The organism is Cellulomonas sp. P1_G12_2, assembly GCF_056405535.1.
This window is the reverse complement of the sequence record NZ_JBFUBX010000001.1, coordinates 160,475-183,668: the sequence shown is the minus strand read 5'-3', so window position 1 is coordinate 183,668 and position 23,194 is coordinate 160,475. Positions and strand designations below refer to the sequence as shown.

General features: G+C 72.7%; 28 protein-coding genes. 15 read left to right on the top strand and 13 right to left on the bottom strand.

Translation table 11 applies throughout. The features are described from left to right. Positions 1-26: 26 nt before the first annotated feature. Entirely contained in the window at positions 27-206 is a 180-nt protein-coding gene (locus AC1DXT_RS00970; protein WP_421742680.1) for a hypothetical protein, read from the top strand. Positions 207-208: 2 nt separating this feature from the next. On the opposite strand, the gene AC1DXT_RS00965 is transcribed toward AC1DXT_RS00970, so the two are convergent. Next, positions 209-748 (bottom strand): NINE protein, encoded by a 540-nt coding sequence (locus AC1DXT_RS00965; protein WP_477059519.1) that lies wholly within the window; start codon positions 746-748, stop codon positions 209-211. A 123-nt stretch (positions 749-871) separates the two neighbouring features. Here AC1DXT_RS00965 and AC1DXT_RS00960 point away from each other — a divergent pair, with 123 nt between their 5' ends. Both AC1DXT_RS00960 and AC1DXT_RS00955 read left to right on the top strand, forming a co-directional pair. Beyond that, complete coding sequence (locus tag AC1DXT_RS00960) at positions 872-1,648, top strand: DinB family protein (RefSeq protein WP_477059518.1); 777 nt, start codon at positions 872-874, stop codon at positions 1,646-1,648. Between the two features lie 4 nt (positions 1,649-1,652). Next, entirely contained in the window at positions 1,653-2,108 is a 456-nt protein-coding gene (locus AC1DXT_RS00955; RefSeq protein WP_477059517.1) for a nitroreductase family deazaflavin-dependent oxidoreductase, read from the top strand. Between the two features lie 131 nt (positions 2,109-2,239). Here AC1DXT_RS00955 and AC1DXT_RS00950 read toward each other — a convergent pair whose 3' ends face one another. The 5 genes from AC1DXT_RS00950 to AC1DXT_RS00930 all read right to left on the bottom strand — a co-directional run bounded on the left by AC1DXT_RS00950 (position 2,240) and on the right by AC1DXT_RS00930 (position 5,343). Beyond that, positions 2,240-2,620 carry a VOC family protein gene (locus AC1DXT_RS00950; RefSeq protein ID WP_477059516.1) on the bottom strand — a complete coding sequence of 127 codons (381 nt, stop codon included), beginning with the start codon at positions 2,618-2,620 and terminating at the stop codon, positions 2,240-2,242. Between the two features lie 63 nt (positions 2,621-2,683). Further along, a complete protein-coding gene (locus AC1DXT_RS00945) occupies positions 2,684-3,499 on the bottom strand; it encodes a class I SAM-dependent methyltransferase (RefSeq protein ID WP_477059515.1) in 816 nt (271 codons plus the stop codon). Between the two features lie 40 nt (positions 3,500-3,539). After that, on the bottom strand, positions 3,540-3,887 hold the full coding sequence (locus AC1DXT_RS00940; protein ID WP_477059514.1) for a hypothetical protein: 348 nt from the start codon (positions 3,885-3,887) through the stop codon (positions 3,540-3,542). Beyond that, positions 3,884-4,729, bottom strand: a complete 846-nt coding sequence (locus AC1DXT_RS00935; RefSeq protein ID WP_477059513.1) for a lysostaphin resistance A-like protein — start codon at positions 4,727-4,729, stop codon at positions 3,884-3,886. Before AC1DXT_RS00935 ends, AC1DXT_RS00940 begins: the two co-directional genes overlap by 4 nt. A 68-nt stretch (positions 4,730-4,797) precedes the next feature. Next, on the bottom strand, positions 4,798-5,343 hold the full coding sequence (locus AC1DXT_RS00930; RefSeq protein ID WP_477059512.1) for a PadR family transcriptional regulator: 546 nt from the start codon (positions 5,341-5,343) through the stop codon (positions 4,798-4,800). Between the two features lie 68 nt (positions 5,344-5,411). On the opposite strand from AC1DXT_RS00930, the gene pdxH reads away from it, so the two are divergent. After that, a complete protein-coding gene (gene pdxH / locus AC1DXT_RS00925; protein WP_477059511.1) occupies positions 5,412-6,080 on the top strand; it encodes a pyridoxamine 5'-phosphate oxidase in 669 nt (222 codons plus the stop codon). On the opposite strand, the gene AC1DXT_RS00920 is transcribed toward pdxH, so the two are convergent. Further along, positions 6,081-7,016: a GNAT family N-acetyltransferase gene (locus AC1DXT_RS00920; protein WP_477059510.1), complete on the bottom strand. Its 936-nt coding sequence runs from the start codon at positions 7,014-7,016 to the stop codon at positions 6,081-6,083. 63 nt (positions 7,017-7,079) lie between these two features. Here AC1DXT_RS00920 and AC1DXT_RS00915 point away from each other — a divergent pair, with 63 nt between their 5' ends. The 4 genes from AC1DXT_RS00915 to AC1DXT_RS00900 are packed head-to-tail and all read left to right on the top strand — an operon-like array spanning position 7,080 to position 9,254. Continuing rightward, positions 7,080-7,814: a class I SAM-dependent DNA methyltransferase gene (locus tag AC1DXT_RS00915; RefSeq protein WP_477059509.1), complete on the top strand. Its 735-nt coding sequence runs from the start codon at positions 7,080-7,082 to the stop codon at positions 7,812-7,814. Continuing rightward, positions 7,807-8,352 (top strand): GNAT family N-acetyltransferase, encoded by a 546-nt coding sequence (locus AC1DXT_RS00910; RefSeq protein ID WP_477059508.1) that lies wholly within the window; start codon positions 7,807-7,809, stop codon positions 8,350-8,352. Before AC1DXT_RS00915 ends, AC1DXT_RS00910 begins: the two co-directional genes overlap by 8 nt. Next, the gene (locus AC1DXT_RS00905) at positions 8,346-8,789 is read left to right on the top strand and encodes a GNAT family N-acetyltransferase (protein WP_477059507.1); all 444 of its coding nucleotides are present in this window, start codon (positions 8,346-8,348) and stop codon (positions 8,787-8,789) included. The genes AC1DXT_RS00910 and AC1DXT_RS00905 overlap by 7 nt, the downstream gene beginning before the upstream one ends. 54 nt (positions 8,790-8,843) lie before the next feature. Beyond that, on the top strand, positions 8,844-9,254 hold the full coding sequence (locus AC1DXT_RS00900; protein WP_477059506.1) for a hypothetical protein: 411 nt from the start codon (positions 8,844-8,846) through the stop codon (positions 9,252-9,254). A gap of 13 nt (positions 9,255-9,267) precedes the next feature. Here AC1DXT_RS00900 and AC1DXT_RS00895 read toward each other — a convergent pair whose 3' ends face one another. Together AC1DXT_RS00895 and AC1DXT_RS00890 are read right to left on the bottom strand one after the other, a co-directional pair. Then, positions 9,268-10,329: a pectinesterase family protein gene (locus AC1DXT_RS00895; RefSeq protein ID WP_477059505.1), complete on the bottom strand. Its 1,062-nt coding sequence runs from the start codon at positions 10,327-10,329 to the stop codon at positions 9,268-9,270. 66 nt (positions 10,330-10,395) lie between these two features. Continuing rightward, positions 10,396-11,394 (bottom strand): LacI family DNA-binding transcriptional regulator, encoded by a 999-nt coding sequence (locus AC1DXT_RS00890; RefSeq protein ID WP_477059504.1) that lies wholly within the window; start codon positions 11,392-11,394, stop codon positions 10,396-10,398. 127 nt (positions 11,395-11,521) lie between these two features. Here AC1DXT_RS00890 and AC1DXT_RS00885 point away from each other — a divergent pair, with 127 nt between their 5' ends. Continuing rightward, a complete protein-coding gene (locus tag AC1DXT_RS00885; protein WP_477059503.1) occupies positions 11,522-13,435 on the top strand; it encodes a discoidin domain-containing protein in 1,914 nt (637 codons plus the stop codon). A gap of 42 nt (positions 13,436-13,477) precedes the next feature. On the opposite strand, the gene AC1DXT_RS00880 is transcribed toward AC1DXT_RS00885, so the two are convergent. The 3 genes from AC1DXT_RS00880 to AC1DXT_RS00870 all read right to left on the bottom strand — a co-directional run bounded on the left by AC1DXT_RS00880 (position 13,478) and on the right by AC1DXT_RS00870 (position 16,186). Beyond that, positions 13,478-15,022 (bottom strand): M20/M25/M40 family metallo-hydrolase, encoded by a 1,545-nt coding sequence (locus tag AC1DXT_RS00880; protein WP_477059502.1) that lies wholly within the window; start codon positions 15,020-15,022, stop codon positions 13,478-13,480. A gap of 103 nt (positions 15,023-15,125) precedes the next feature. Beyond that, positions 15,126-15,620 (bottom strand): FBP domain-containing protein, encoded by a 495-nt coding sequence (locus AC1DXT_RS00875; protein ID WP_477060788.1) that lies wholly within the window; start codon positions 15,618-15,620, stop codon positions 15,126-15,128. An 8-nt stretch (positions 15,621-15,628) separates the two neighbouring features. Then, a complete protein-coding gene (locus AC1DXT_RS00870) occupies positions 15,629-16,186 on the bottom strand; it encodes a TetR/AcrR family transcriptional regulator (RefSeq protein ID WP_477059501.1) in 558 nt (185 codons plus the stop codon). 74 nt (positions 16,187-16,260) lie between these two features. Between AC1DXT_RS00870 and AC1DXT_RS00865 the strand changes: the two genes are divergently transcribed. The 5 genes from AC1DXT_RS00865 to AC1DXT_RS00845 all read left to right on the top strand — a co-directional run bounded on the left by AC1DXT_RS00865 (position 16,261) and on the right by AC1DXT_RS00845 (position 21,587). Further along, positions 16,261-18,033 (top strand): ABC transporter ATP-binding protein, encoded by a 1,773-nt coding sequence (locus tag AC1DXT_RS00865; protein ID WP_477059500.1) that lies wholly within the window; start codon positions 16,261-16,263, stop codon positions 18,031-18,033. A 43-nt stretch (positions 18,034-18,076) separates the two neighbouring features. Continuing rightward, entirely contained in the window at positions 18,077-18,901 is an 825-nt protein-coding gene (locus tag AC1DXT_RS00860; RefSeq protein ID WP_477059499.1) for a tryptophan-rich sensory protein, read from the top strand. 145 nt (positions 18,902-19,046) lie between these two features. Further along, positions 19,047-19,340 carry a DUF1905 domain-containing protein gene (locus tag AC1DXT_RS00855; RefSeq protein WP_477059498.1) on the top strand — a complete coding sequence of 98 codons (294 nt, stop codon included), beginning with the start codon at positions 19,047-19,049 and terminating at the stop codon, positions 19,338-19,340. 28 nt (positions 19,341-19,368) lie between these two features. Beyond that, positions 19,369-21,288, top strand: a complete 1,920-nt coding sequence (locus tag AC1DXT_RS00850; RefSeq protein ID WP_477059497.1) for a M3 family metallopeptidase — start codon at positions 19,369-19,371, stop codon at positions 21,286-21,288. Then, the gene (locus tag AC1DXT_RS00845) at positions 21,285-21,587 is read left to right on the top strand and encodes a hypothetical protein (RefSeq protein WP_477059496.1); all 303 of its coding nucleotides are present in this window, start codon (positions 21,285-21,287) and stop codon (positions 21,585-21,587) included. The genes AC1DXT_RS00850 and AC1DXT_RS00845 overlap by 4 nt, the downstream gene beginning before the upstream one ends. 3 nt (positions 21,588-21,590) lie before the next feature. On the opposite strand, the gene AC1DXT_RS00840 is transcribed toward AC1DXT_RS00845, so the two are convergent. Continuing rightward, complete coding sequence (locus AC1DXT_RS00840; RefSeq protein ID WP_477059495.1) at positions 21,591-22,652, bottom strand: serine hydrolase domain-containing protein; 1,062 nt, start codon at positions 22,650-22,652, stop codon at positions 21,591-21,593. Positions 22,653-22,814: 162 nt separating this feature from the next. Here AC1DXT_RS00840 and AC1DXT_RS00835 point away from each other — a divergent pair, with 162 nt between their 5' ends. Beyond that, on the top strand, positions 22,815-23,174 hold the full coding sequence (locus tag AC1DXT_RS00835) for a hypothetical protein (protein ID WP_477059494.1): 360 nt from the start codon (positions 22,815-22,817) through the stop codon (positions 23,172-23,174). The last annotated feature ends 20 nt before the right edge of the window (positions 23,175-23,194 follow it).

Genomic DNA, 23,194 nt, shown 5'->3' with positions numbered 1-23,194 from the left:
TGGGAGCGCGATCAAGGATGGGTGGCATGGCGAACAAGTCGTCCGGTGCGGGAGGCGGAGCCGTCTACGGGATCGGGTTCGTCGGCGCCGCGGTGTTCTACTTCCAGCAGGCGGACACGTTCTGGTCGTTCGTGCTCGCGATCCCGAAGTCGCTGATCTGGCCCGGGATCGTGGTGTTCGAGCTGCTCAAGAGCTTCTACGGCTGACCTCAGCCCCGCAGAGGCCGCCCTCGCGCGTCACGACTGAACCGACCCCGCCGGACGGACAGGATCAGCAGCCCCTCGGCGAAGCCCCAGACGCCCATGACGATCGCGGCCAGGCCGAGAGTGAAGAACCCGCCGACGACGGTGATCGCGAGCATGGTGAACCCTCGTCGCCAGTAGCCGAGGTAGATCCGGTGCAGGCCGAGACCGCCGAGGAAGACGCCGAGCAGGCCGGCGGCCACGCGTGACCGGGTGAGCTGGGGCAGTCGCCACGGCACTCGTACGGGCTCGCGGGTCCCGTGCACCGCTGAGGTCGTCAGCCACCGCCAGCGCCACCGTCTCGGCACCCGCTCCGTCTCCCGGGCGACGGGAACGGCGTCCTGCACGTCGGGCACCCGACCGGGCGGGTAGCGCACGGTGGCCGAGAGCGGCAGGAACGGTGGGGGCGGCGGGTGCATCGGGCGGCGCGTGACCACGGGGCGCTCGCGGACGTCGTCGTCGAGGTCGAGGTCGAGGACGTCGAGCCGGTCGATGGTGTCGGTCACGGGTGCTCCCGCGGGTCGGCCGCCGCGAGCTGCGGCGGATCCTCCGAGAGTAGGCCGCCGACCGCGTGGCCGGTAGCGCTGGGAGCCCGACCGGTGTCGGAGCCCGGTCCTAGCCTGACCGGTATGAGCGACCTCTCCGACCTGCGCGGCTCGCGGTTCCAGGACGCCGACCTGCAGGGATCACAGTTCACGATGGTGGACCTCACCGGCTCCACGTTCCGCTTCGTGGGGTTCCACGGGGTCGTCATGCGCGGTGTCGAGATCACGGACACGACCATCGACGGCGAGGTCCAGAGCCTCGTCATCAACGGCATCGACGTCGCCCCGCTGGTGGAGGCCGAGCTGGACCGGCGGCACCCCGAGAAGCCGCTGTTCCGGCCGGCCACCGCCGACGGGTTCCGGCAGGCGTGGGACGTCGACGAACGGCTGTGGGCCGCGACGGTGGACCGTGCACGGCGGCTGCCCCCGGAGCTGCTGCACGAGTCGGTCGCGCAGGAGTGGTCGTTCATCGAGACCCTGCGGCACCTGGCCTTCGCGTCCGAGTCGTGGGTGGCGCGCGGGATCCTGGGCGACCCGAGCCCGTGGCACCCGCTCTCGCTCCCGTGGGACCAGATGCGGCCGCGACCGGGAGTGCCGCGGGACCGGGACGCGCGACCGTCGCTCGACGAGGCGCTCGCCCTGCGACTCGACGCGATGGCGGTGGTGCGCGGGGTGGTCGACGACCTGACCGACGAGCAGCTCGACCGCATGACCGCGCCGCTGGTGGGTCCGGGGTGGCCCGACGAGGGCGCGACCTTCCCGGTCCGCGAGTGCCTGCTCGTCGTGCTCAACGAGGAGTGGTGGCACCGCAGGTACGCCGAGCGCGACCTGGCCGTGCTCGAGGCCCGCGGCGGATACTGACGACGTGAGCGATGCGGCCCGCCGTCCTCGACGCACCTACGCGCCCGGTCGGTGGCGTTCGGTCGGGAACAGGGTGATGCTCCCGCTGGTGCGGGCAGGCCTCGTCCCGTACACGTGGATGCTGATCACCCGCGGCCGCACCACCGGGTTGGCTCGGAAGGTGCCGGTCACGCCGGTGGACCAGGACGGCCGGCGGTGGCTCGTCGCGCCGTACGGCGCGGTGGGCTGGGTGCACAACGCCCGGGCTGCCGGACGCGTGCAGCTGGCTCGGCGTCGGGACGTGCGCACCTACGCCGTGCGGGAGGTGACCGACCCGCAGGAGGCCGCCCAGGTCATCCACCGCTACGTCCAGGTGGCCTCGGCGACGCGCGCCTACTTCGCCGCCGACCGGACCGACCCCGTGGACGCGTTCGTCGCCGACGTCGCGGACCACCCGGTGTTCGAGCTCACCCCGGCCTGAACCGCAGCGGCGCCCAGAGCGGTGCGCTCCGGGGTCAGGAGCCCGATGTCGTCGTCGTGGTGCAGCGTCCGCACGGTCAGCCCGGGAGACCCCGGCCAGCTCGCCCACCCGCCAGGACGCACCGTCCATGGTCAGCGCGTGGACGAGTGGATCGCCCAGCGGTGACCGAACGGGTCGACCAGCCACCCGCGCTTCTCGTCGCCCTGGTCGGAGGGCTCCCGGTCTGCGGTCGCCCCGGCGGCGACCGCGGCCGCGTAGACGGCGTCGACGTCGTCCACCCCGAGCACCATCGCGGACGTGCTGTGCCCGAGCGTCGCCGGGGCGTAGGCGCCGTAGTCGTGGAACTCGTCGGACAGGTAGAAGGCGATCTCCCCGATGCGGAGCTCGGCGAAGCCGATCCGGCCGTCGCCCTCGTCGCGCTCGCCGGTCTCCTGCGCACCGAACGCGGCGCCGTAGAACGCGATCGCGGCGGCCGCGTCGTGCACGGTCAGGTACGGGACCAAGGTGGTCATGGTGCCTCCTCGACTCGTGCGGCGCGTCGTCGTCGCCGCTGCGCCCGACGCTAGGCCCTCACGTCAGGTGAGGTGCAAGCGGGTCGCGACGGTGATCAGGTGCGAGCTGAGCCCGAGCAGGCTGGGCTCCGCCTCGATCACGCGCGCGGAGTCCAGGACCACCTCGCGGTCGGCTGCGTCGTCGAGCGCCGGCGCGATCGCCCGGATCCAGTGCGCGAGCCCCTCGACGCCCACGGTCTCGGTGATATCGAGACCGGCCTCGGTCGCCTCCGCGCCCAGCTCCTCCGGGCGGTGGAAGTACGCGGTCGTGAACCAGCGGGGGTCGCCCGTGGGGTTCTGGTGCACCCCGGTTGCGAGGTCCTGCGCGACGATCGCCCGGAACGCGGGGTCGAACAGGTAGGACTGCGCGAGCCCGTCGAACAGGGACGCGAACCGGGAGATCGCCATCGCGATCACCACCCCGCCGGGCACGACGACGCGCCGCGCCTCGCGCCACGCCGCCAGCCGGTCGGCGCGGTCGGTCAGGTGGTAGAGCGGGCCGAGCAGGAGGACGGCGTCCACGGACTCGTCCGGCAGCTCGAGGGCGCGGGCGTCGCCGACGGTCGCGGTGAACCTCGCGTGAACGCCGAGCTGCTCGGTCGCCCGCGCGACGTGCCCGGGCAGGAGGTCGACCAGGTGCACGGTGTGCCCGTCGCCCAGCAGCCACTCGGCGTGCACGCCGGTGGCCCCGCCGACGTCCAGCACGCGGGAGGTCGGGCGCAGGTGGCGACGGACGATCTCCTGCACGCGAGCGAGCTCCAACCGGCCCAGTCCCTGGCGCAGGCGCTGGTCCTCGTCGAAGTCGCTCTCGTAGTGGGAGTGGATCGGGGGCTGCTCCATCGCGACAACCTAGGGCCTGGCCCGTCGCGTCGGCACCGGGTTATCGGTCGAGCAGGACGGGAACGATCAGCACGGCGGCGAAGCAGAGGGGTACGAGCGACGCCAGGGCGACGGTGCTGCGAGTCCGCCACCGGGGCCCCCATCCGCGCCCGGCCTGCACGATCCCGACGAACAGAGCGAGGACCGCAGGGACGGCCGCGACCATCAGGATCACCACCGCGGCGAGGTCGCCCCAGGTCTGCGGGTCGCGGGCGTTGTCGATCGCTGCGTCTGCCGCGAGGACGGCGCCGGCGGCTGCCACGACGGCGAGCACGAGGCCGGACCAGCCCAGGACGGCCGCCCACGGGAACCCGCGCCCGACCTGCAGTGTCACGCCGGTCTCCGTCATGCCCGGACAGTACCGACCGCGCCGCCCCAGCGCCGGAACACGACGACCGCCGTGAGCACGAGGAGCGGCAGGACGAGGAGTCCCTCCGGGCGCGCAGCGTGCACCAGCGGGCTGTCGATGACGAGCACGTCCGCCGCCAGCAGCGGGAACGCGACCGCGTTGGCCATCCCGTGCCCGAGCACCGCGGGCCACACGCTGCCGGTGCGGTCACGGGCGACGCCCCAGATCACGGCCATCGCGAGCACCGCGACGGTGAACAGCGGGAGCTGCGCCGCCAGCGGCAGGTCCGTGTAGCCGTCACCGAACGCGACGATGTACGGCACGTGCCAGACGGCCCACAGGACGCCGACTGCGAGGTGCCGCCGCAGCGGTGGCACGCCGAGCGCGGCGAGCCGCGGCTCCAGGTATCCCCGCCAGCCGAGCTCCTCGAACGCGGCGAACGTCACGCGGGCGAGGAAGCCGGTCGCGAAGAGCGCCGCGAACCGCGGTCCGGCGCCGGGCGCCACGTGCACGTCGCCGGTGAGTGCACCGAGCAGGATCGGAACCGCGAAGAGCACGGGGAACAGCAGGAGCGCGACGGCGTACCAGGCGCGCTCGCGACCCAGCCGCAGCCCGGCGTCGGCCCAGCCCTCCCGGCCGATCGTGCGCAGGCCGACCGCGAGCAGGAGTGGGCTGAGGACGAACACGAGTGCGCCGGCGCTCGTCCCGGGGTCCTCGGACGAGGACATGACCAGACCGCCGATCGTGGCGAGGACCAGGACGCCGGCGGCGTAGACGAGCACCCCGCGGCGGCTGGCGGGTCGGTGGGTGCGTGCGGTGCGTGCGGCGGTGGTGGCGGTCATGGCGCGACTCCTTCGGGCGTGGGGCATCGCCCGGCCGCCGGGTGGCGGTCGGTGAGGGTGCGGGTCGGTCAGTCGGTCAGCTCGGCGAGCAGGTTCTGGGTCCAGTCGAGCTCCGCGCGCGCGTGCGCCAGCCCGTTGGCCAGCGTGGCGAGGCGCAGCCGCATCTCGAGGTCGAGCGTGATGCCTGCCGCGGCGACTGCCTGCTCGCTGGCGTCCCGGGTCTGCTCGAGGACGGCGGCGAGCTCGCGCGCCTCGTCGGCCCGCTCCTGCAGGACGGTCCGGACGCGCTCGACGCCGAGCCGGCCGACGAAGAACAGCCGAACCAGGAACACCTCGCGCGACGGCACGTACTCGACCGGGGACGCGAGCCAGTCGTCGAGCTCCGCCAGCCCCGACTCGGTGATCGCGTGCTCGCGGCGGTCGGGCTTGCCCTCCTGCGGGATCGTCGTCACCGAGACCAGCCCGTCCGCCGCCAGGTGCCCCAGGGTGCGGTAGATCTGCGCCTGGTCGGCCGGCCAGAAGTGCGCGACCGACTCCTCCATGTGCTTGCGCAGGTCGTAGCCGGACATCGGGGCGATCGACAGGAACCCGAGAACGGCGTGCTTCAAGGACATGCCCCGACCATAGAGGACCGGTCATCTATAGGACAAGTCCTGTATGGATGCCGGCGTACTGTCGCGTCGTGCGGAGCGAGTACTCAGGCGAGGGTCTCAGCGAGGACCAGCTGGCGGCGACCCCGCTCGAGCAGGTGCGCAGGTGGGTCGCCGAGGCTGAGACGAGGCAGGCCGACCGCGGCGACGTCGTCGAGCCCGTCGCGCTCTCGGTCGCCACGGTCGACGCCGATGGCCTCCCGAACGTCCGCACGGTCCTCATGCGCTTCCTCGACGACACCGGTCCAGGGTTCGTCACCGACCTCGGCTCGACCAAGAGCCGCGAGATCGGTGCCACGGGTGCCGTCGCTGCGTCGCTCACCTGGCCGGCCATGTACCGCGCCATCCGGTTCCGCGGCCGAGCGGTGCCCATCGGTCGCGACGAGATCGCCGCGTACTTCGTCTCCCGGCCGTGGGGTTCGCGGATCAGCGCGTGGGCCTCGGAGCAGTCGCGGCCGATCGCCGACMGGGCAGCGCTGGTGGAGGCGTACGAGCGCTTCGCGGCGCTCTACCCGGACACCGGCTCACCGGACGACGTGCCGGTCCCGGACAGCTGGGGCGGGTGGCGGATCGCGTGCGACGAGGTCGAGCTGTGGGCGGGCCGTCGCGACCGGCTGCACGACCGGCTCGTGTTCAGGCGCGTGGCGGACGGGGGCCTGGACGTGGCGGAGGCCTGGACCGTGCACCGGCGACAGCCCTGATCAGAGCGGCCGCACCATCTCGAGCTCGGGGCCGATCGAGCCGGTGAACGTGACGCCGGACGGGACGAAGCCGGCTCGACGGTAGGCGCCCTGCGCCCGCGCGTTGTCCTGGTGGACGCCCAGGCTCAGCTCGTCGAAGCCGCGGTCACGCGCCCACTGCGCGGCCGAGTCCAGCAGCCGGTCGATGAGCCCGTCGCCGCGGTGCTCGGGCCGCACGTAGACGCCGACGACGACCGCGCGGCTGCGTTCGACGGGCACGCCGTGGTAGTCGACCGAGCCCGCGCGCTGGACGATCACCGTCACGGAGCCGGCCCACGTGTCGCCGTCGATGGCGACGAGCTGCACGACGTCGTCCCCGGCGGCCGCGCGAGCCGCGCGGTCCTGGAAGAGCTCGTCGGGCTCAGCCGCCGCACGCTCGTAGGTCTCGAGGAACGCGATGCCGGCGGCCTCGTCACGGAGCGCGTCGAGGCGCAGCGCGCGGGCGAGCGCCCACTCGTCGGCCCGGATGCGTCGGACGGTGAGCAGCGGCACCTCGCCGGACGACGAGAACCCCGGCCGGTAGTCGCCGTAGCGCGCCCAGGTCAGCCGGACCCGCACGAGCACCACGCCGTCGTCGGACAGCGAGGCCTCGAACTGCGGGAACGCGTCGAGGTAGGCCCGAGCGCACAGCTCCCGCTCGGTGCCCGCGGGAAGGTCGGCGACGCCCTCGCACTGCAGCGTGGTCCCGTCGCGACCCCCGACGACGACCGCGACCCGCGGGTCCCGGCGGAGGTTCGCGATCTTGCGGGACGTCGCCCGCGCGTCGAACACCAGCTCCGCGCGGTCGGTCGCCGTGATCGGCAGGTAGGCGGCCTGCGGCGATCCGTCCTGGCCGAGCGACGACACGACGCCGTCGCCCTGGGCGCGCACGTACGCGACGAGCTCTGCACGATCCATCGCGGCATCGTAGGGGCGCAATGCCGTGGACGGGGCCGGTCCGGCGCTGCCATCGTCGGCGGGATGGATCCTGACCTGCTCTGGGACGCCGAGACCGCCCGCCGCTACGACACCCCCGGCACCGGCATGTTCGCGCCCGAGGTGCTCGGACCGACCGTCGACCGGCTCGTCGCGCTCGCGGACGGCGGCCGCGCCCTCGAGCTCGCCATCGGCACCGGCCGGGTCGCCGTCCCGCTGGCGGAGCGCGGCGTACCCGTGGTCGGCATCGAGCTCTCCCCGCACATGGTCGAGCAGCTGCGCACCAAGGTCGACGAGGACACGATCCCCGTGGTCCTCGGTGACATGGCGACCGCGACGGCGCCGGGCGAGTTCACGCTCGTCTACCTGGTGTTCAACACGATCGCCAACCTGCTCACGCAGGAGGCGCAGGTCGCCTGCTTCCGCAACGCGGCCCGGCACCTGGCTTCGGGCGGCTGCTTCGTGATCGAGCTCTGGGTCCCTGAGCTGCGCAAGCTCCCGCCGGGCGTGGAGGCCACGGTCTGGCTGAACGAGCCCGGCTACATCGGCCTCGACACCTACGACGTCCTCCACCAGCGGGTGGTCTCGCACCACTTCCGGTTCGACGAGGGCCGCCAGGCCGAGCTGGGCCGGACGCCGCACCGCTACATCTGGCCCTCCGAGCTGGACCTCATGGCGCAGCTGGCCGGGCTGGCGCTGGAGAGCCGGCACGCCGACTGGTCCGGCGCGGAGCTCACCGCCGACTCGCGGTCGCACGTGTCGGTGTACCGGCATGAGTGACCTCACCTACCCGCACCCGCTGGACGACGGCACGGTCCGGCTGCGCCCCTGGGCCGAGCGCGACGTGTCGTGCGTCGAGCAGGCGTCGACCGCCCAGGACATCCTCGGCGGCACGACGGTCCCGCCCGAGTACACGCCGGAGGAAGGGCTGGCCTTCGTCCGCCGCCAGCACGAGCGGCTGACGAGCGGGCAGGGCGTGTCGCTCGCGATCACGAGCACCCGCACGGATGAGGCCGCCGGTCTGGTGATCGTCCAGGTACGCCCTCAGCCCGGCGTCGCAGGGATCGGGTACTGGGTGGTGCCAGGCGAGCGGCGACGGGGCTACGCGAGCCGCGCGGTCTCCCTGGCCACCGACTGGGCGCTCGGCCCGGCCGGGTTCGCGCGGGCGGAGGCGTGGGTGGACCCCGAGAACACCGCGTCCCAGCGAACCCTGGAGCGCTGCGGGTTCGAGCTCGAGGGCCGACTGCGCAGCTTCCGCGAGGTGGGCTCGCGTCGGTCGGACGCCCTGGTCTACTCGCGGATCGATGCAGGATGCTGACCGTCGTCGTGGGTCCCGTCCCCGGGGAGCGCCGGGGTGCCGTGGCAGCCCTGATTGCCGACGCCGTCGGGACCGCCGACGCGGCGGGGCGCCTGCTCGATCGCTCGGTGGCGGTCACCGCGCTGTGGTCCGACGACGTGGTGGCCGCAGCGTGTGTGTCCGTGGACGCGGAGCGCGGCAGACTGCGAGCGATCGCGGTCGCCGAGCCCTTCCGCGGCCGAGGTTTCGGACGGGCACTGGTGGACGAGGTGACCGAGCAGCTCGGGCTGGAGGCCCTCGAAGCCGAGACCGACGCGGACTCGGTCGGCTTCTACCGCTCCTGCGGGTTCACGGTCGAGTCTCTGGGCGAGAAGTACCCCGGCGCCGAGCGCTTCCTGGCCACGCGGCGCGCGACGTTGCACACCCGAGCCCTCACCGACGGTACGACACCTCCGTGAACGTCGGCGGGTGTCCGGCCCCGGCCTCGTCCGATCCGGCGGGATACTGCCGGCATGGTCAGCCAGCGACGTGAGCCTTCCTTCCGGGCGATCGTGGAGGCTGTGAAGGCGACGCCGCAGGTCGCTCCTCCTGATCGGGTGCAGCCGGGCATCGATGCCGACGGCACCGTGGTCGCGCCCGGTGGCCGCACGTACCGCAGGACCGCACGCGACATCTCCGCCGCCGACGCCTTCACCGCGGCGGCGGCCGGCGCGCAGCTCGCCTGGGACCCCTGCGGCTGCGGCGGCTACTGCGGCCTCACCTGGTTCGACGAGGCCACGGTCGCACGGATGGTGGTCGCGGGGCGCCCGCACATCCGACGCACCAAGAACGGTCGCGGCGCCATCTCCACCTACCGCAGCGACGACGGACACATCCTCCTGCTCGCCGAGGACACCGTGCGCTGGGGAAGCTACCTCGCCTGACGGATGGGACTCCTCAGCGGGGTCCTGTCGGTGACCAGCCGTCCGCCCCGGACAGGTACGCGCGGACCGTAAACGCAGCAGCCGCGGCGCGGCCGAGCTGCGGGCGGGCGTCGGTGACCAGCGCGCCGGGTCCGCGGTTGTGGTGCTCGGCGAACCGGGCGTCGCGCCAGGACCACCCCCCGGAGAAGTCGGCCCACGCGACCGGCCCGACGTGGTCGCCGATCCAGGAGTCGCGGACCAGCACCTGCCCGATCGCGTCCGGGTCGTTGCTCGGGTGCCACGGCCGGCCCAGGAACACCGTGCCGGCGGGCGCGTCGCTGGTGAACCGGACCCGCGTGAACAGGAACCCGTAGGGATTGTCGATCATGGTGCTCGGCGCGGTCACGTAGCCGTTGTTCGTCGTCGAGCCGCGGGTCAGCGAGTGGACCTGGCCGCCCTCGAACACCGCGGTGGCACGGCCGAAGATGAAGTCGACGTCCCCCTCGACGTAGCAGTCGCGGAGGTAGGCGCGTGCGACGACGGCCGCGGACGAGCTGTTCACGTAGAGGGTGTCCTGGTTGCCGAGGAACCGGACGCGGTCGAACACCAGCCGGTCCGCGCGCGTGAGGACCGCGACGGCCTGCCGGTTGGTGATCTCCGGGTGCGCGGCCTCGTCGAACAGGTTGGCGAACGTGAGGTTCCGGGCCGTGAAGTCGGCGCCGTCCAGCGTGACGCTCGCGCTCCCGGACGTGCCGTAGGGGCCGGAGCCGTCGGGCTTGGGCGTGCCGTTCGCATTGTCGTAGGCGATGACGACGTCCTGCGCGTGCCGGCCGGTGCCGACGAGCGTGAGGAACGGCTTGGTGGCGGGCACCTTGACCAGCTCGCGGTACAGCCCCGGCCGCACGGCGATGACCCACGGTTCGGTGGCACCCGCGGGAGCGGCGTCGATGGCTGCCTGCACGCTGGTGAAGTCCCCTCGGCCGTCGAGCGCGACGGTGGCGTCGGGTCTCTCGTGCGCCGACGCCGTCCCGCCGAGCGCGACGGTGAGGGCGGCGAAGGTGGCAAGGAACAGGCCTGTACGTCGTCGTACGTGCATCTCAACCCCTGTGAGAAAGCGCTTGCCCAGCGGCGGGACGACGCTAGGGGAGCCGATCGAGGGACGTCACGAGGGCGGGCCGGTGGAGCCGCGCACCACCAGCTCCGTGGCCAGCTCCATGTGCAGCGCCTCGACCTTGTCGCGGTTCATCAGCCGGCTGAGCAGGGCGACCGCCGTGCGGCCCATCTCCTCGAGCGGCTGGCGCGCGGTCGTGAGCTCGGGCGTGGTGGCGCGGCTGATGTCGATGTCGTCGAAACCCGTGATCGACAGGTCCTGCGGGACGGCGAGCCCGCGCGCCTGGGCGGCACGCAACGCGCCCACCGCGATCTTGTCGTTGAAGCAGACCAGCGCGGTCGGCCGGTCCGGCAGGTCCAGCAGGTGACCGGCAGCCTCGAACCCCTCCTCCAGGGTGGGCGGGACCAGCCGGATCAGTGCCGGGTCGGACAGGATGCCCGCCTGGCCCATGGCTGCGTGGTGGCCAGCGAGCCGGTCGCTGCCCGCCAGCCACTCCTGCGGCCCGGCGATCACGCCGATGCGACGGTGCCCCAGCTCGAGCAGGTGGGCGGTGACGCGGCGCGCGCCGGTGACGTGCGCGGCGGACACCGACGCGATGTCGGGGCCCGGCCGGGTGCGCGGGTCGACGACGACGAACGGGAACCCCCGCCGGCGCAGGGCGAGCAGCTCCGCGGGATCCTCGGGCGGCAGGACCAGGATCGCCCCGGCGGCCGAGCCCGCGAGGGTGGCCAGCGGGTGGCTGGACTGGGACGACTCACCGGCGTCGAGGTGGACCACCCGGTCCTGCAGGCGCAGGGTCTCGGTCACCGCGGAGACGATGAGGCCGAAGTAGTCGCTCAGCAGGTAGGGGCAGCGGACGAAGACCGGCCCGCTGCGGGGGATGGTGCTCCGGCGCGGCACCAGCACGGCGGGGGCCCGCGCGGCGATGGCGGCCTCCACGCGGGCGCGGGTGTCCGGAGCGACGTTGGTGTGCCCGTTCAGGACGCGCGAGACGGTCGCGATGGACACCCCGCAGTCCGCGGCGATCTGCCGCACGCTGCTCTGGGCCATGGTGTTACATCTCGTTTCATTGACAGAGCAGGTCTACGGGGTCACGGTATGTCCGATACGAGCGATCTGTTACAGAGTGTTTCACGGCAGCGTGGCCGTGGACAAGCCGCTCGGCGAGGAGCACACGATGAGACGAACAGCCCTGTCCCTGCTGGCGGTGGGATCCCTGGTGGTCGGGCTCGCGGGACCGGCGTCGGCGGGTGACCGAGAGCCTGCGCAGGCCCAGGTGTGGGTGACGACGCCCGACCGCGCGGAGCTCCTGCAGCAGCGCGACCCCGTGGCCTTCGAGCGCGGCGGCAGCGACCTGACCACGATCGTGGTGGACCCGAGCCAGCGCTTCCAGACGATGGACGGCTTCGGGGCGTCGATCACGGACTCGTCGGCGAGCCTGCTGTCCGCGTTGCCCGCGGCCGCGCGGGACGAGGCGATGCGGTCCCTGTTCGACCGACGCGCCGGCATCGGTGTCAGCTTCCTGCGCCAGCCGGTCGGCTCGTCCGACTTCACCGCGGAGGCCGAGCACTACACGTTCGACGATGTCGCGCCGGGCGCCACCGACTTCCCGCTGGAGCACTTCTCCATCGCGCACGACGAGGCGGAGATCCTCCCGCTGCTGCGCGAGGCCAAGCGCCTCAACCCGGCCCTCAAGGTCATGGCCACGCCGTGGAGCCCGCCGGCCTGGATGAAGACGACGGACTCGCTCGTCGGCGGCCGGCTCAAGGACGACCCGGCGATCTACGACGCCTACGCCCGCTACCTCGTGAAGTTCGTCCAGGCGTACACGCGCGCGGGCGTCCCGATCGACTTCCTCTCGGTGCAGAACGAGCCGCAGAACCGCACACCCGACGCCTACCCCGGCACGGACATGCCCGTCGCGCAGCAGGAGAAGGTCATCCTGGCGCTCGGCCCGCTGCTGAAGAAGGCCAGCCCGCGGACCCAGATCCTCGGCTACGACCACAACTGGCAGACGCACCCCAACGACGCGGCGAACACCCCGCCGGGCGAGGACCCCGCCACCGACTACCCGTACCAGCTGCTCTCCGGCCCGGCCGCGAAGTGGATCGCCGGCACGGCCTACCACTGCTACTACGGCAACCCGAGCGACCAGACCGCGCTGCACGAGGCGTTCCCGAAGAAGGGCATCTGGTTCACCGAGTGCTCCGGGTCGCACGGCCCGACGGACACCCCGGAGCAGATCTTCCGCGGCACGCTCACCTGGCACGCCCGCACGATCGCCATCGGCACCACCCGCAACTGGGCGCAGTCGGTGGTGAACTGGAACATCGCCCTGCGCGAGGACGGCACCCCGCACCTGGGGGGCTGCGGCACCTGCACCGGCCTGCTGACCATCGCCGACGACGGCACGGTCCGCACCGACGCCGAGTACTACACGATCGGCCACCTGGCGAAGTTCGTCCGGCCCGGTGCCCAGCGCGTCGCGTCCACCAGCTTCGGCACCACGGGCTGGAACGGTCAGATCATGGACGTCGCGTTCCGGAACCCGGACGGCTCCACGGCCCTCGTCGTGCACAACGAGAACGACGCCCCGCGCAGCTTCGCGGTGGCGGTCGGTGACCGGTCGTTCGAGTACACGCTGCCGGGCGGTGCGTTGGCGACGTTCACCTGGCCGGACTCCCGGGCGCTCCGGGACGTCCCGCGCCAGCTCGACCTGTCGGGTGCCACGGCGACCGCGTCGCTCGCCTCAGCCGATGCCGGCCTGGCGATCGACGACGACGCCTCGACCCGCTGGTCCAGCGGGACCTCCCAGGCTCCGGGTCAGTGGCTCGCCGTGGACCTCGGTCGGCCGACCCTGTTCCGGCAGGTCGCCATCGACTCCGGCGACAACCTCGGCGACTTCGCCCAGGGCTACCGGGTCGAGGTCAGCCTGGACGGTCGACGGTGGCGCACGATCGCCGAGGGGCAGGCGACCGGTCAGCTGACCACCGTGTCGGTCGACCCGACGCTCGCGCGGCACGTGCGGATCGCCTCGACGGCGACCGCCGGGAACTGGTGGAGCCTCGCGGACGTCCGCCTGTACCGCTGACGGTGGTGGCGCGCACGGGGGACCGTGCGCGCCACCCGGTGGTCAGGAGGCCCGCTCCCAGTCGAGACGGTTCTCGTCGGTGCCGAACTTGCCGTGACCGTGCCCGTGGCCCGGCCAGGTGTGCCCGTCGCCGGGGCCGGACACGTTGTTGATGGCCGACGTGTCCCACGCGAGGCTGTAGGTGGACGCGGCGATCGCCTTGGCCATGATGCCGAGCGCGGTCCGGTTCACGTTCGACAGGTTGTCACCGGCGGAGTGGTAGTTCGGGTCCTGCGTGATCCCCGCCGTGCCGCCGAAGAGCGCGACCTGGGCGTCGGTCTTGACGTCGTCGGCACCCGTGAACAGGCCCGACGCCGGGACGCCGTTGAGGATGAACGCCTGGTAGTCGGACCGTCCGGAGAACTGGGTGTCCACCCAGGGCTGGCCGATGCCGTCGAACCAGGTGGTCAGCACGTCCTCGGTGGCGGCCGACCCTTCAGGGATCGGGACCCCGACGGGCGCCGGGTAGGTCGACTGGTCGGCGTCGTAGACCCCGATGATGTAGTTGGGCGAGCCGACCATGTCGTAGTTGAGGTAGGTGGCGATCCGGTCGAGCTCACCCTCCTGGGTGGCCAGCTCCTCGACGTACGCGGTCGAGCCCTGCAGCCCGAGCTCCTCGGCGCCCCACCACGCGAACCGCACGGTGTTGTGGTGCCGGGTGTGCGACTTGGCCAGCTGGACCGCGACCTCGAGGATCGCGGCGGACCCCGTGCCGTTGTCGTTGATGCCGGGTCCCTCCTCGACGCTGTCCAGGTGCGCGCCGAGCATCACGACGTTGTCGTCGCGCCCCTGCCGGGTCTCGGCGATCACGTTGAACGACTCGACCGTCTCGACGTGGTTGGTCAGGTCGAGGGTCACGTTCACCGGCCCGGGGGTGAGGGCGGCCGCGAGCGCCTGCCCGTCGGCCTGCGGGAGGCCGGCCACCGGGATGGCGACCACGCCCTCGGCGCCGAGCGTGCCGAACAGCTGCACGTCGGGCACGTTGTTGTAGATCACCACCGCGATGACGCCGGCGGCCGCCGCGGTGGTGGCCTTGATCGCGAACGTGCAGCCGCCGCGGCTGATCAGCGCGATCTTCCCGGCGGCGGCCGGGGTCCACGTGCCGGCGGTGCAGCCGAACGTATCGGTCGGCGCGGCGAGGTCCCCGGTGACACCGCCCACCGGGGCGTTCGGCGAGTACAGCATCTGGTCGACCTCGTAGGTGGCCGTCCCCGGGCTGTTCTGGGTGAGGGTCGCGGTGTCGATGACCTCGCGGTCGAACGTGAACGGGTCCCGCTCCGTGCGGTACCCGGCCTTCTTCAGGGTGCGCTCGACGTAGCGCGCGCTCGCCTCGTAGCCGGGCGTGAGGGCGGCACGGTTGCCACCGTTCTGGTCGGCGATCTTCTGCAGGGCCTCGAGATGGCCCATGACGTGGCGGGTGGTGACCTTCTGGGCGAACTTCTCCTCGGGTGTCCCGCGACCGTGCGCGGCCGCCGGGGACGCGAGGGCCCCGGCGGCGACGATGGTGATGGACGAGACGAGTGCGACCAGTGTTCGACGTGGCGCCACGGACGGGCCTCCTCACGTGTCGGCACAGCCCGTGGGCCACGCCGGGGCCGACCCCCTGTCGGCCGACCCCACACCAGCACATACCCGGCACCCGGGGGAAGACTCAGATCTCCCGGAGCACCTCGTCGGCGAACCGGGCCGACCGCTCGCGCAGGCCTGCGATGCGGCGCCGGACGACCCCCGCGGCGTCGTCGCCCGCCTCGATGATCGTGGGCGGGCGCCGGACGTTGGCCGAGCAGCCGAAGGTCGTGCAGATCAGGGTGCCGATGGTGTCGCCGTTGCGGCCGGGTGCGCCGGCGCGACGGGCCACGTACAGGGAGACGTCGTCGGTGGCGTAGACGTCCTCGCACCAGGCGCAGACCGCGCGGCGACGCTTGCCGGCGACCTCGGGCGAGCGCAGGGCGATCCCGACGAGGGCGTCCTCGACGGGCAGGACCACGTACGCGCGCAGGGGTGCCTTGCGGTCGATCCAGCCGAGGTAGTCGAGGCGGTCCCAGCGCAGCTCGGACAGGTCGGCGGGGAGAGTCACCTGGGCGGCCTCGCGGCGTGAGCAGTTCACGAAGGACGCGCGGATCTGCTTCTCGGTCAGGGGGTCCATGGGGGCGCTCACGCCGACAACGCCTTGCGCACCGTGAGCAGGAGCTGGCCGACGACGTCGTGCTGCGGCGCCGTCCCCTCACGCAGCTCGCTCCAGGCCAGGTAGAGCGAGGACCACAGCGTGCCCTGCAACCAGGCAGGGGACAGCCGCGGGTCGAGCGTGCCGTCGGCGAGCCCTCGTGCGATCGCGGCGTCGAGCGCCTGGGAGAACCCGTCCTCGTCCCCGCAGGCCTCGAGCGAGATCGTCTCGGTGAACAGCAGGGTGAGCAGGTCACCCAGCGCGAGGCACGTCTGGCACGCCCGGAGCAGGGCGTCGAGGCCCGGACCCTCGTCGAGACGTGCCCGGACGGCTGCCTCGCCCAGCCGTCGGCCGGCCTCCTGCGTCACCGCGGCCAGCAGGTCGGCGCGGTCGGGGAAGTACCGGTGCAGCGTGGTGCGGCCGACGTCGGCGGCGTCGGCGATCTGCCCGAGGCTGGCACCGGGGTCCTGGGCGAGGACCCGGACGGCCGCGTCGAGGATCGCCTTGCGGGTCCGGCTCCGTGTACCCGTCTCGAGCTCGACCGTCATCCACCAAAAGTATCAGGACGTTCCACCGGGGAACACTGTTGACCTTTATGGAACATCAGTGTTCCACTGGACTGATGACGGATCCCGAACCTCTGCGCGGCGAGAAGGTCCGCATCCTCCTCGGCTTCGCGCGACCGCACCGACGCGCCCTGCTCCTGGGCCTCCTGCTCAGCCTCGCGGCGACCGCCATGGGCCTGGCGACGCCGATGGTGACCAAGTGGGTCCTCGACTCGCTGTCGACGGGGGTCAGCCTGGCGAAGCCGGTCGCGCTGCTGCTGGTGATCCTCGTGCTCGGCTCGGCGATCGGGCTCGCGCAGTGGATCCTCATGGGCACGGTGGCCGAGCGGATCGTGCTCGACGCGCGCGAGACCCTGGTCCGCCGGTTCCTGCGCGCCACGGTGCCGGCCGTGACACGGCGCCCCGTCGGTGAGCTGGTCACCCGCACCACCTCGGACACGCTCCTGCTGCGCGAGGCGGCGTCGTCGAGCCTGGTGAGCCTGGTCAACGGCGTCGTGGCCCTCGTCGGCACCCTGATCCTCATGGCCGTGCTGGACCTGGTGCTCCTGGCCACGACCATCGGCGCGATCATCGTGGTCGGCATCCTCATGGCGCTGCTGCTGCCCGGGATCGCGAGCTCGCAGCAGGCGGCGCAGGAGTCGGTCGGACGGCTCGGCGGGACGCTGGAGGGGACGCTGCGGGCGGTCCGGACCGTGAAGTCGAGCCGCGCCGAGGAGCGGCAGGGCGAGCGGATCCTTGCGGACGCGCGGGACGCCAAGGACCACTCGGTGCGCGCGGTGCGGACCACCGCCGTCGCCTGGACCATCTCCTGGGGTGGGATCCAGCTGGCGATCGTGGTGATCCTCGGGCTCGGTGCGTGGCGGGTGTCGGAGGATCTGCTGGCGGTGTCCAGCCTGGTGGCGTTCCTGCTGTACGCGTTCAACATCGTCGGCCCGATCACCGAGCTGACCCAGGCCTTCACGCAGCTGCAGTCGGGCATCGCGGCGGCCGCGCGCATCCGCGAGGTCACGGACATGGACAGTGAGCAGCCCGTGGCGTCCACCCCGCTCGAGGTGGTCCCCGACGACGCGACGCCTGTGATCGAGCTGCGGAACGTGACCGCCGCCTACGGACCGGACGCGGAGCCGGCGGTGCGGGACATCTCGATCACGGTGCCGCGACGGGGCCACACCGCGCTCGTCGGCCCGTCGGGTGCCGGCAAGACCACCGTGTTCTCCCTGCTGCTGCGCTTCCTCGAGCCGCAGTCCGGGGAGCTGCTGCTGGACGGCCGCCCGTTCGCGGAGATCGGGCACGACCGCCTGCGCGAGCGGTTCGCCTACGTGGAGCAGGAGACGCCGATCGTGCCGGGCTCGATCCGCGACAACCTGGTGTTCAGCGCGCCGGACGCCACCGACGAGGAGCTGGACGGGGTGCTCGCGGCGGTCCGGCTGGACGGCGCGTTCGACGCGCTCCCCGAGGGGCTCGACACGTCGCTGACCTCGACGTCCGTCTCCGGCGGCCAGCGGCAGCGGATCGCCCTGGCCCGCGCGATCCTCAAGGCGCCGGACGTCCTGCTCCTCGACGAGGCGACGGCCCAGGTGGACGGGCTCACGGAGTCGGCGATCCACGACTGCATCCGCGACCTGGCGTCGCGCGGCGCCGTCGTCACGGTCGCGCACCGGCTGTCCACGGTCCTCGACGCCGACACGATCCTGGTGATGGAGGACGGCGCCGTGCGGGCCCGGGGGACGCACGAGGAGCTGCTGGGGACCGACGCGCTGTACCGCGACCTCGTCGAGGCGCTGCGCATCGGGGTGGAGCTGCCGGGACGCGAGAGCGTCGGCGTGTAGCTCTCAAGATGCTCAGCATGCTGAGGTTTGGCACGCTGGACGCATGGAGACCCTGAGCACCCTTGTCGACGCCCCCGCCACGACCCGTGACCGGGTCCGCCAGGTCACGGTCCTGCTCGGTGCGGTTGTCGCGATCGCCGGCGCTGCCGTGGGCTCGGGCGCGTTCGGCGGCCAGCCGATCGCGGAGGCTGCCGGAGGTGCCCTGTCCGCGACGGCCACACCGCTGGCCCCCGACTCCCCGGCGTTCTCGATCTGGTCCCTGATCTACCTCGGCCTCGGTGTCTTCGCGGTCGCCCAGGCACTGCCGCGCCAGGGCGCCGACCCGCGGCTGCGTGCCGTCTCGTGGTGGGTGCTGGCGTCCATGCTGCTCAACGCCCTGTGGATCGGGGTCGTCCAGGCGGGCTCGGTGGGCGGCAGCGTCGTCGTGATCGGCGTGCTGCTAGTGGTCCTCGCGGTGATCTTCGTGCGGCTCGTCCGGATCGCCCACACCGGGGCCGTCACCTCGGTGATCACCGACACGACCGTCGGCCTCTACCTCGGCTGGGTCAGCGTGGCGACGCTCGCCAACATCGCCGCGTTCCTGGCCGACGCGGGTGTCGGGGAGCTCGGCCTGGGCGCGACCGCGTGGTCCGTGATCGTGCTCGCTGCCGCGGCCGCACTGTCCGTCGCGTACGCGGTGTTCGGTCGGACCCGACCCACGGTGATCGTGCCGATCGGGCTGGCGATGGCGTGGGGGCTGACCTGGATCGGCCTGGGCCGCACCACCGGCCCGGTCATCGACCGGACGGTCGCGACGGCAGCGTTCATCGCGGCGGGGGTCGCACTGCTGGCCCCCGTCGTCACGTCGATCGCCGCCCGTCGCCGCTGACCATGTCGTTGACACCGTTCTGACGGTCCCGACCCACCACAACGACATGGTCGGCCGCGAGAACAACCTGAGTCGCGGCCGGACGGTCGATGACGCGACCCGGGTTGTTCTCGCGCGCGGGGGCGGACCGGGGGACGCTGGGTCGATGGAACTTCGGTTCAGCGGCGAGATCATCTACTGGCGTGGGCCGTCGCCCTATCACTACGTGCCCGTGCCCGAGGCCGAGAGTGCGGCGATCAAGGCGGTGTCCGCGCAGGTCAGCTACGGGTGGGGCGTGATCCCCGTGCTTGCGCGCATCGACGACACCGAGTGGGAGACGTCCCTGTTCCCGAAGGACGGCCGCTACCTGGTGCCGGTCAAGGACATGGTGCGCAAGGCCGAGCTGCTCGACGTCGGCGACACCGTCGCGGTGCGGCTGATCCTGGGTGGCCCCCGCTGAGGCGTCCCGCGCGGATATCGTCGGGCGCATGCCGACGACCAGCTTCCCCACCGACGCCGCTGCCTGGCCGGACTTCCTGGCCACCACGGTCGACGCCCGTCTCGACGACGCCCGCGCCCTCGTCGCGCGCCTGAAGGACGGCTCGCCGCGCACCTCGAGCGAGGTGCTCGACCTGTGGAACGACTCCGACATCGCGATCGGCACGGCGTCGTCCGCGGCCCACCTGCTGTCCGAGGTGCACCCGGACGCCGACCTGCGCGCGGCCGCGGAGGAGCGGGCGCAGGCGGCCGAGGACCTCGTCACCGAGCGCGGGCTGGACCACGAGCTGTGGCGGGTGCTCGCCGCGACCGACCCGGACGGGCTCGAGCCGGGCGCCGTGCGGGTCCGGGACCGGGTGCTGCGCGACTTCCGCCGCGCCGGCGTGGACCGCTCGCCGGAGGACCGGGACCGGCTGCGCGCGCTCGCGCAGCGGTGCACCGAGCTCGGCCTGGAGTTCTCCCGGAACATCCGCGACGGCGTCCGCAGCATCCGGGTGCGGCCCGAGCAGCTGGACGGGCTGCCCGAGGACTTCCGCGCGGAGCACCCGGCCGACGAGGACGGACTGGTCACGCTCACCACCGAGTACCCCGACCTGCTCCCGGTCCGCACGTACGCGACCGACCCGTCCGTCCGGCTCGCGCTGACCACCGAGCACCAGCGCATCGGCTGGCCCGCCAACGAGCAGGTGCTCGCAGAGCTGCTCCAGCTGCGCGCGGAGCGGGCGACCCTGCTGGGCTACCCCGACTGGCCCACGTACGACGCCGAGGTCAAGATGATCGGCTCCGGCAGCGCCATCGCGGACCTGGTCGAGCGCCTCGACGGACTCACCGCCGAGCACGCCGCGCACGACGTGGACGTCATGCTCGCGCGGTACCGCCAGGACGTGCCCGGTGCCACGGCGGTCACCGCGGCGGACAACCTGTACTACGACCAGATCATCAAGAACGAGCAGTACGACGTCGACTCCCGCGAGGTCCGGGAGTACTTCCGCTACGAGGCCGTGAAGCCGGGCGTGCTGGACGTGGTCTCGCGGCTGTTCGGGATCGCGCTCGAGCGGGTGGACGCGCCGACGTGGCACGAGGACGTCGAGGTGTACGACGTCACGGACGACGGTCGCGCGATCGGCCGGGTGTACCTCGACATGCACCCCCGGGCCGGCAAGTTCAACCACGCCGCCCAGTTCCCGCTGGTGCCGGGCATCGCGGGGCGGTCCCTGCCCGAGGGCACGCTGGTGTGCAACTTCCCGACCGGCCTGATGGAGCACGACGACGTCCTGACCTTCTTCCACGAGCTGGGCCACCTGGTGCACGAGGTGCTCGGCGGCAACCAGCCGTGGGCCATGTTCTCCGGTGTGGCTACCGAGTGGGACTTCGTCGAAGCGCCCAGCCAGCTGCTCGAGGAGTGGGGCTGGGACGCGGGCGTGCTGGGCTCCTTCGCGACGAACGCCGCCGGAGAGCCGATCCCCGCCGCGCTGGTCGAGCGGATGCGCCGCGCGGACGCGTTCGGCCGCGGCGCGTGGACCCGTCGCCAGCTCAACTACACGGCCCTGTCCTACGGCCTGCACGCTGACCCCCCGGCCGACCTGGCCACCTACACGGCCGACGTCGACGCACGGTTCGGCCCCTACACGCCGATCCCCGAGACCCACCAGTACGCCGGGTTCGGGCACCTCGACGGGTACGGGTCGGCCTACTACACGTACCTCTGGAGCCTGGTCATCGCCAAGGACCTGCGCACCGCGTTCATCGACGGGCTGATGGATCCGGTGGTCGGCCGGCGGTACCGCGACGCGATCCTCGCGCCCGGGGGATCGGCCGACGCCGCCGAGCTGGTCGAGCGGTTCCTGGGCCGGCCGTCGTCGTTCGAGGCGTTCGAGGCGTGGCTGTCCGAGGGGACGGTCCGACCGTGACCCGCACCGTCCAGCTCCGCCGGTACAACCTCAAGCCGCACCTGGTCGACGAGTTCCTCGTCTGGTGGCCGACCCGGCTGGTTCCCGCCCGGGACGCCTTCGGGTTCACGGTCGAGTCGGCCTACCTGAACCGGGACACCGCGGAGTTCACGTGGGCGGTCAGCGCCGAGGGCGACCAGGACGAGTTCCGCCGGCTCGAGCAGGTGTGGATGACCTCGCCCGAGCGGACGGCCGTGTTCGAGGGGATCGACGGCTGGAACGAGTCCACCGTCATCGCGTTCGTCGAGCGGTTCGTCTGAGGGTCACTGCGCGAAGGCCGCCGCCCAGAAGTCAGAGAAGACGGGTGTCGGCTGCGGGGACGTCCACGCGTCGGTGGTGAGCAGGATCGCGACGGTGTCGGTGACGGGATCGGTCCACCACGTCGACCCCATGCCGCCGTCCCAGCCGTAGCTGCCGGCGTGCCGACCGTCGGGGAGGTCGGCGAGGAGCACACCGATGCCGAGCCCCCAGCCCTCGCGGCCGTCGGCGTCGTGCGCGCCGCCCCGCGCGGCCAGCATGTCCGCCCGCGGAGCCGCCCGCAGGCTCGTCGCGAACGCGTGCAGGTCCGCCACCGTGGAGACCAGACCGGACGCGGCGTCCGGGAAGGCCGGCGGCCGCGCCCACTGCCCGTCCACCTCGTCGTACACGTCGGTCCCCAGCCACTGCCGGCCGAACCGGCCCAGGCGGTCGGGCGGGACGTGGAAGCCGGTGTCCACCATGCCGAGCGGGTCGAGGAGCCGCTCGGCGAGGAGCTCCGGCAGCGGCCGACCCGCCGCGCGCGCCACCAGGACGCCGAGCACCTGGGCGCCCGTGTTGTACAGCCAGCGGGCGCCCGGCTGCGCCGCGAGCGGGACGCTCCCCACGATCTGCATCCACTCGTCGGGGGCCGGTGACTGCTGCGGTGCGGGCGGACCGACCGGCAGCCCGCCCTCCGCCAGGGCGCCGAGGACCGTGCCGGGGAACGGTCCGGCGAAGTCCATGCCGAGTCCGAGCCGGAACTCGAGCACGTCCCGCACGGTGATCGGCCGGTCGGCGCGGACGGTGTCGTCGATCGGGCCGGCGGGATCGCGCAGCACCCGACGGTCGGCCAGCTCAGGGAGCAGCCCGTCCACCTGGTCGTCCAGCCGGAGCAGCCCGTCGTCGACCAGCTGCATCGCGAGCGCCGCGACCACGGGCTTGGTCACCGACGAGATGCGGAAGATCGTGTCCGTCGCGCTGATGCCCGCCGCCCCGGTGCTCACGTCCCCAGCCCGGTCCACGAGCCAGGCGGCGCCGTGCACCTCACCGGAGTCGACCCGGCCCTCGACCGCCGTCCTCACGTCCATCTGCCCACTGTGCCCCGAGGGTCCGACACGCCCTCGCGACCGGCGTGACTGGGCCGATCGGATGACTGCGGTCGCTCGTGGAGGGTTCACACGGGTGACAGGCCCGGGCTGACCCCATCTTGGGCAGGATCGCCGTCCACAGGACTACTGCAGGGGGGCATCGTGAGAGTGCGACGGACGCTGGCGTCGGCGGTGACGGCTCTGGCCCTTGTGGCCACCGCGGCCGGGTGCATCGACCACCCGCCGGACGCCGCAGAGCTGACGAACGAGAGCGGCCAGCCCGTGGTGGTGACGTTCGAGGGGTCCGACGAGGTCGTCGAGCTCCCCGCCCGGGAGGGTCGGAGCCTGCCCGGCGACGACTGCGTGGGGACCGGCATCGTCGTGTCCGCGCAGGACGGCACGGTGCTCGCCTCGTTCGACGGCGGCGCCTGCACCACCACGATCCTGACCGTGCACGACGATGGCGAGGTCACCGTGCACGACCGCGGTGAGGAAGTCGATCGGCCGACCCGCGACGAGTGACCGACCGGAGCGCTAGTTTC